Annotated in this window: 6 protein-coding genes; 1 reads left to right on the plus strand and 5 read right to left on the minus strand. The window is 31.5% G+C overall.

Translation table 11 applies throughout. The annotated features are described in order from the left end of the window. The 4 genes from ACTHW2_RS08845 to ACTHW2_RS08860 all read right to left on the minus strand — a co-directional run. On the minus strand, positions 1–988 hold a 988-nt coding region (locus ACTHW2_RS08845), incomplete at its 3' end, for a 1,3-beta-galactosyl-N-acetylhexosamine phosphorylase N-terminal domain-containing protein (RefSeq protein ID WP_442211027.1). Positions 989–993: 5 nt separating this feature from the next. Beyond that, the gene (locus ACTHW2_RS08850) at positions 994–1,851 is read right to left on the minus strand and encodes a carbohydrate ABC transporter permease (protein WP_442211026.1); all 858 of its coding nucleotides are present in this window, start codon (positions 1,849–1,851) and stop codon (positions 994–996) included. A 15-nt stretch (positions 1,852–1,866) separates the two neighbouring features. Beyond that, positions 1,867–2,757, minus strand: coding sequence for a carbohydrate ABC transporter permease (locus ACTHW2_RS08855; RefSeq protein WP_442211025.1), 891 nt, complete (start codon positions 2,755–2,757; stop codon positions 1,867–1,869). Between the two features lie 61 nt (positions 2,758–2,818). After that, the gene (locus ACTHW2_RS08860; protein WP_442211024.1) at positions 2,819–4,180 is read right to left on the minus strand and encodes a carbohydrate ABC transporter substrate-binding protein; all 1,362 of its coding nucleotides are present in this window, start codon (positions 4,178–4,180) and stop codon (positions 2,819–2,821) included. Positions 4,181–4,333: 153 nt separating this feature from the next. Between ACTHW2_RS08860 and ACTHW2_RS08865 the strand changes: the two genes are divergently transcribed. Next, positions 4,334–5,152: an AraC family transcriptional regulator gene (locus tag ACTHW2_RS08865; protein WP_442263582.1), complete on the plus strand. Its 819-nt coding sequence runs from the start codon at positions 4,334–4,336 to the stop codon at positions 5,150–5,152. A gap of 23 nt (positions 5,153–5,175) precedes the next feature. Here the strand turns inward: ACTHW2_RS08865 and ACTHW2_RS08870 are convergent, their stop codons facing one another. Beyond that, entirely contained in the window at positions 5,176–7,119 is a 1,944-nt protein-coding gene (locus ACTHW2_RS08870; RefSeq protein ID WP_442211021.1) for a methyl-accepting chemotaxis protein, read from the minus strand. Between the last annotated feature and the right edge of the window lie 293 nt (positions 7,120–7,412).

Here is a 7,412-nt window from a genome sequence, read left to right on the forward strand (position 1 = left end):
GTCCTATATTTTTAAAATATTTTCCATAAGGCTCAGTTCCTATCCAGTTATCACCTAGAAACATTATAGCTTCCTTACCTGAATCATGTACCTTATCTACCAGGCTTTTTGCCTTATTTGATACAAATTCTTGTTGGAAATCCATAAAGTCTAAAAATTCCTTACTAGGCACCCTGAATGGTGAATTATAATAGCCTTCATCTATTATATCTTCTGGTCTAAGTCTATATCCTTTTGACTCTTCAAAGGCATCTAAGGCTTCTGGTGATACTGATGCACTATAGCCAAACCAATCTACAAATTTTTCCTTACCCTTATCATTAAATACTAGGGTAAAATGATAAAAGAAGGTTGTAAACCTAACTACATCGGTATCCTCATTTTCCTTTAACCAATTTTCTATATAATCTTCTACGAATTTAGAAGATTTTTCTTTTCTCACGTCAAATGGTATATCGTGTTCCTTATCACCCCAATCATTTGTTATATGATTGTACATTTGAGTAGGGTCCCATATGGCATAGGTTAAAAATGATACAGTATATTCATGAAATTCCTTGGCATTTTTTATTATCACTGTATCCCTTTCACTATCTAGATCCCAATTAGATCTATCAACAAGCTCCCCACTAGTTCTGTCTATAACTTCCCAAAATCTCTTTGGATCGTGGTCATAGTCAGGCCTTACTTGTTCACTAAAATACCCATCCATAAACTTCACTTCTAATGTGTCGCTTGTTGCAAGATTGAAATCACTCATCAAATACAAGTGCTGGCATTCATCCATGTTTTCTCTTGCAAAATCATTGTGACCCCTACTTACAAAATATGTGGTATAAATTTTTGCATCTAATTTTTTAAGGTCATCTGAAAGTTTTGTACCATCACTATCACGAAGGGCATCTGCACCCCATCTATCTATTAATTCCTTAGTTTCATCCAAAAATCCTGATTCACTTGGTAATGTTAAATTTCCTTTTCTCTTCATCTATATCATCCTTTCACTCCACCAACGGTCATACCTTGGGTTAATTTCTTTTGAACCATAATATATAAAATAAGTGTTGGAAGCATTACAATTACAAGCCCTGCATAAAGCTGTCCATAGTTTGCAGCAGCTTTTTGGGTCTGCATAAGATTAATAAGTCCAACTGGTAAGGTCTTTGATGCATTTGGCATAAGGGTTAAGGCTATGATGTATTCATTCCAAAATGCCAAAAAGTTAAAAAGTATAACAGTTATTATACTTGGCCTTGCCATAGGTGCCATTACCTTTACCATGGTAGTAAAATATCCTGCCCCATCAATAAATGCTGCCTCTTCAAATGCCTTAGGTAGGGTCCTAAAGAAATTTGAAAGTAAAAATACCGTAAATGGTATGGCAGTTGCAGCATAGACTAGGGCTAGAACCACAATATTATCCAAGAAAAATCCTGAACCCATAGAATTCATTAGGCCCCTATCCCAATCAAGTAACATCAAAAATATTGGTACTACTATATAGTTAACATTTATAAATAAGCCTGCCATAAGGAGTCTATCTATAAATTTTTTTCCCCTAAAATCAAATCTAGCAAGCACATATGCTGCAGGTATTGATACTGCTAGAAGTATTACAAGACCTAAAGATGTTGCTATAACTGAGTTTAAAAAATACTCTCCCATATTAGCTTCAGCTATAGCTTCTACAAAGTTTTCAAAGTGAAATCCATCTGGTAGGGACCAAGGATTTCCATAAAATTCTGAGTTTTCCTTTATAGATGCCATAAATACCCATCCAACGGGCAATATTATGCTTAAAGCTAAAGATATAAGAGCAACATATATAAATGTTTTATAAAGTTTACTCATATTAAAACCTCCAATTTAATACTGCAATGTATCTCTTTTTGTAATCTTACTTATTATACCTGATAATAAAAATGAGAATGTAAATACTACAACACCTATGCTCATTCCATAGCCGTATGAGGCATTGTTGTATGCCTGTTTATACATATATGATAAGAATACCTCACTAGAACCATCCGGCCCTCCACTTGTCATTATCTTTGTAAATAGGAAGGATAGGTTTATTGAGCTTATTATGAAGAATATAAGCGTAGTTCTTATTGTATCCCATACTAGGGGTAGGGTAATTTCAAAAAACTGTCTTATCTTACTTGCCCCTTCAATTTCTGCTGATTCATATAACTGCTCAGGAATTGAACTCATTCCTGCCATATAAATTACCATATAGTATCCTATAGCCTGCCAAATCATTGCCCCTGCTATAGAATATATTACAATATCTTGATTACCCAAAAATTGTATGCTTTTAAAGCCTTCTCCATTAATAAGGGAAAGTGTAGAATTTATAAGTCCCTGATCTGGTTCATATATGGCTGAAAATATGGAAGATATTACAACAACAGATAATATATTTGGTATATAAAATACCACCCTAAAGAAATTTTGTCCCTTTACATTTTCCTTTACCAGTATCGAAGCAAAAACTATTGCAATAATAAATGTGACAATAGCTACAACTACTATTAAAAATATTGTATTTTGAAAGGACCTTAAAAAGTTTTCATCTTTCATTAATATCTTAAAATTATTTAGTCCTACAAATAACTTTTCTGAAGAAAGTCCACCCCATTTATATAAGCTCATCCTAAATACCGTAAAGGTCGGATATAACATAAATATTGAAAATAATATAAGTGCTGGGGAAAGACAAAGAATTATAAATCTCCTAAGACTTTTATTGTTCACAAACTATCACCTCTTAAAATAATATGGTGGATAAAATTTATCCACCATATACTATTTTATTCTATTGATTTTCCTTAGCTTCATTTATCTTTTCTACTGCTTCTACTACTTCCTTGTGCCATTCATCTACTGTTTTATCTCCTGATACAACAGAGTTTATTGTTCCAAATAATATACCTTCTCCACTAGTTAAGTCTACACCTTCAACTGGAGGAGCTGCTGCAAATCCACCCATTGCTGCCTTTGTATCTTCATTATCATATATTGAATAATATAATTTATTTGGATCATCATCATTCATCATATCTGAAGCGCCTTTAATAGGTTGAACTGCTCCTGCTTTTTCATATATGATTTCTGCTGCTTCATCACTATACATATATGCCATGAATTCTTTAGCTAAATCAGCATTTTTTGCTTCTTTTGGTATATACATTTGTTCAAAGAAAGTGTATGAATATCTATCTCCACCTTCAGATACTTTTGGTAGGGCCATAAGTCCCCATTCAAACCCATCTTCTCTTGGAGCATCTTTCATCTCACCTGGTAACCATGTACCATTTGGAATAAATAGAGCTTCATTGTCTAATATCATTTGTTGGTTTTTAGTGAAGTTTTCACCATTTGCTTGAGATACTGTGTTCTCATGAGTGTAATCTCCTATTTTACCTACTATTTCAAAAGCCTCTTTAACTTCATCACTCTTCCAAGTTTCTACATCATAGTTCATTGCCTTGTTAAATACATCTGGACCACCTGTTTCATTTAATAATGCATAGAAGAATGCATCAAAATATCCTGTTGTCGGATAAGTAAATAAGGCAGCATCACCCTTAGCTTCTTTTCCTAAAGCAAAAAACTCATCAAAAGTTGTAGGTAATTCATACTTACCATCAAAATTGTTTGCATTGTAAAATAATCCTGTTGGTGAATAGAATAATGGTGCTAAATAAGTCTTTCCATCTTCATATGGATTTGTTATAAGTGTATCTGTAAATCCATCAATTAATTTCTCACTTACCTTTACATCTTCACCTGGTACGTCCATTTCAAATACATCGTCTATATCTTGGATTGCTTTTTCTTTGATTAAAGTATCAGTTAGCTTTCCTTCTCCACCCACTGCTAAATAAATAAGGTCTGGTGAATTTCCTGCTTGAATTTGAGGTCTTAATACTTCTGCTATATTTTTTTCTAAAGTTAATTCAACCTTAACTCCTTCGTGGCTTTCTTCAAAATTTTCCGCCAAAGCTTCCCAATGCTCTGTCCCATAGCCACCATTTAAACCTGCAATCTTAAGTACCTTTTCCCCATCATCTGCGGAATCGTTTGCACCATCATCAGATGAATCATTTGAACATGCTACTGTAGTGAATACAAGTGTAAATATCATAAGTACCGCTAAAAACCTTTTCATTTTCATTTAAAAAATCCTCCCTTTTTTTATTTCTTTAAATACATTGTATATTTAATTTAAAATATTCTCTATAATTATATTGATTCTTTTTTTAGGTATATTGCTTTTTTGATAAATTATCAATATAATTAAATAGTAGATACTATTGGAGGGATTAATATGTCAAATATACTTTATAAATTTGAAAAAAAGGATGAAGTAAGCATAAAACCAGAACTTTTATATGTATCAAAGGCTGAATATGATACAGATTGGCATTCTACCATGCACATGCATCCCTTCACAGAGATGTTTTATGTTACTCATGGCAAGGGAATATTTAAAATAGAAGAAAGAGTCTTTAATGTAGGTAAGGATGATCTAATAATTGTAAATTCAAATGTCATACATACTGAATCATCCAAAGGTACAAATGCCTTAGAACATATTGTAATAGGCATAGAAGGACTTTCTGTGGATGATGAAAATCCATATACCATTTACAATTTCAATGAAAAAAAGGAAGAAGTGCTTTATTATCTTGAAAAAATCATAGAAGAAATAGAATTAGAGCATAGTTTTTATACAAATATGTGCCAAAATTATTTAGAGATACTTATATTTAATATATTGAGATTATCAACAGATAATATGAAATTAGAAAACAACAAAAATGTGACCAAAGAATGTTCATATATCAAAGATTATATAGATACTAATTATGCAGAAAATCTATCACTTGATGGACTTGCTTCCATTGCATATATGAATAAATTTTATATGAGCAGATTATTCAAAGAAAATATAGGCAAGACCCCAATAGATTATTTGATAGATAAGAGAATATCTGTTTCAAAGATACTACTTGAAACCACAGAGCACTCACTTACAGAAATATTTAAAATAGTAGGATTTTCAAGTCAATCATATTTCAATCAAATATTTAAAAAAAGAGTCAATATGACTCCTCGTGAATACAGAGAAAAAAATAAGGAATAAAAAAATCCTCAAAAGAGGATTTTTTATTCTTTTACTTTAAATTCACTTACTATAGAAATCAACTCATCTGCCAAAAGATCTAAATTATCTGCAAGACCTTCTACGTGGCTTATAGCTGATTGTTGCTCTTCACTGCTTGCAAGAACAGTTTGAGTTCCAGCTCCTGTTTGCTCACTTACTGAACTTACCTCTCTCATGCTAGTCTCTATTTCATTCATTCCAACAGTAAGCATTTGTGCTATGCTTGTAAAATTAGAAATTGCTTCATTTACCTTTTTAGTCTCTTCTTTTATATTAGAAAAAGATTCTGTTGCCTTTCCTATTACATTACTTCCTTTATTTACTTCTACTATACTTTCATCCATAGAAACAGTCACATCACCCATATCTTTTTGAATGCCATTTATGATACCTACTATATCTTTTGAAGCACTTCCTGTTTGTTCAGCTAATTTCCTTATTTCATCAGCTACCACAGTAAAGCCACGACCAGCTTCACCAGCACGCGCTGCTTCTATTGCTGCATTTAATGCAAGTAAATTTGTTTGGCTTGATATATTATCTATGAAGGTTATGATTTTTCCTATCTTTTGAGTTTCTTTAGTAAGGGAAGCAATCTTTGTAGATGAATTTTCTACCTTTTCTACAATACTTTCTATAGCCTCTTGTGTATCATTTATATGTACTGTTCCAAGTGATGCAATATCTGTTGCATGACTTGCGGCATTTTCTATGTATTTGACCTTACTATCAACTTCATCAACCTTCTTAACCATTTCTTCTATTATCATGCTAGTTGCGTGTGTAGAATGAATTTGATTTTCTGTACCTGCTGCAACTTGTTCTACTACAGCAGAAATTTCTTCTGAAGCCTTTACTGTGAGTTCTGATCTCATCTTTAAATCTTCAATTGTATTTTTTATATTATCTGAAGCTATATTTACCTTGTTTATTACATTTGTAAGGGAAGCTATCATACTGCCAAAGGATGCTTGAAGTAAGCCTATTTCATTTTTAGATGTTACAGGAATTTCCTCTGTCATATCTCCATTTTTGATCTTCTCAGCAGATTTACCTAGGTTTATTATTGGATTTGTAAATAATTTTGATATTATAGCTGTTAAAATAGCTATTATAATACCTGCAAGTATTACTATTAAACTTGTCCTTTTAAGAGCGCCACTTGCCATATTTTCTAACTCTTTAGCATCTTGTTCTACCACTACACCCCAACTAGTATATGGAACTGTAGTGTAAGCTCCTATTACATCTTTTCCATCTTGATTTTCATATCTTTCTACATCTGTTTTCTTATCTACTGCCTTTATAGCTCCAATATTTCCTTCTTCTACAAAATTATATCTCTTTACTATTTTATTCTTGAAATCTTCATGCCCTATTGTTATACCTGTTTTATCTACTATGTATGCATTTCCTGTTTCACCAATTTTCTGAAACTTAGCAATATTACTCAGCTCTTCTACATTTAATTTGGCTGATATTACACCTGTAACATTCATAAGTTTATCTTTTATAGGCACTGATATCATCACACCTGGTTTTTTAGTATTATTATCTATGAAAGAATTAGTTATGTACTCTGCTCCACCCTTACTCATGACAAAATATAATTCATTTGCAAGAGTTTTGGTAGTATCCTTGGTAGATACTAGAGCATTTCCATTCATATCTAATATATAAATATCATCAATTGATGATATTTCATCACGTATGCTTTTTAGTAAACTATTTGCATCACGTGTCTCCATTTGAGTGAAATCATTTGACTTAGAAATAGTTTCTATGGCATTGAATGAACTTAGTACCATGGAATTTGCCTGCTGTGATATTGATTTTGCAATAGTTAAATTAGATTCCTTACTCATTTCTATCATATTCTTTTTTTCAAAATTATAATTTATAAGACCTATTATTATGATTGGTATAAGTGAAAGAATTAGAACCATTGCTATAAGCTGATTTTTGATATTCTTACTTTTTTCACTAGCCTTTTTAGTGCTTTTTTTAACCCCCTTAAATTTAAAGGGTATTGGTTTGAATTTAATCTTTTTAAATTTACTAGATAAATTTTTAAAACCCTTTAATCTTTGGCTTTTTTTTCAATACTTTTCCCCCATTCTTCTTTTGATTTTACTATCTATATATATATTCGACATTAAATTTATAAATCCTTCTTTTTTATTTTTGAATTTTTTAACAAATCATAAAAAAGGTAAAAATATAAGACTCTTCGCTTACA

Origin of the sequence: Tissierella sp., assembly GCF_052089545.1 — a bacterium.
In the GTDB taxonomy this organism is placed as follows: domain Bacteria; phylum Bacillota; class Clostridia; order Tissierellales; family Tissierellaceae; genus Tissierella_A.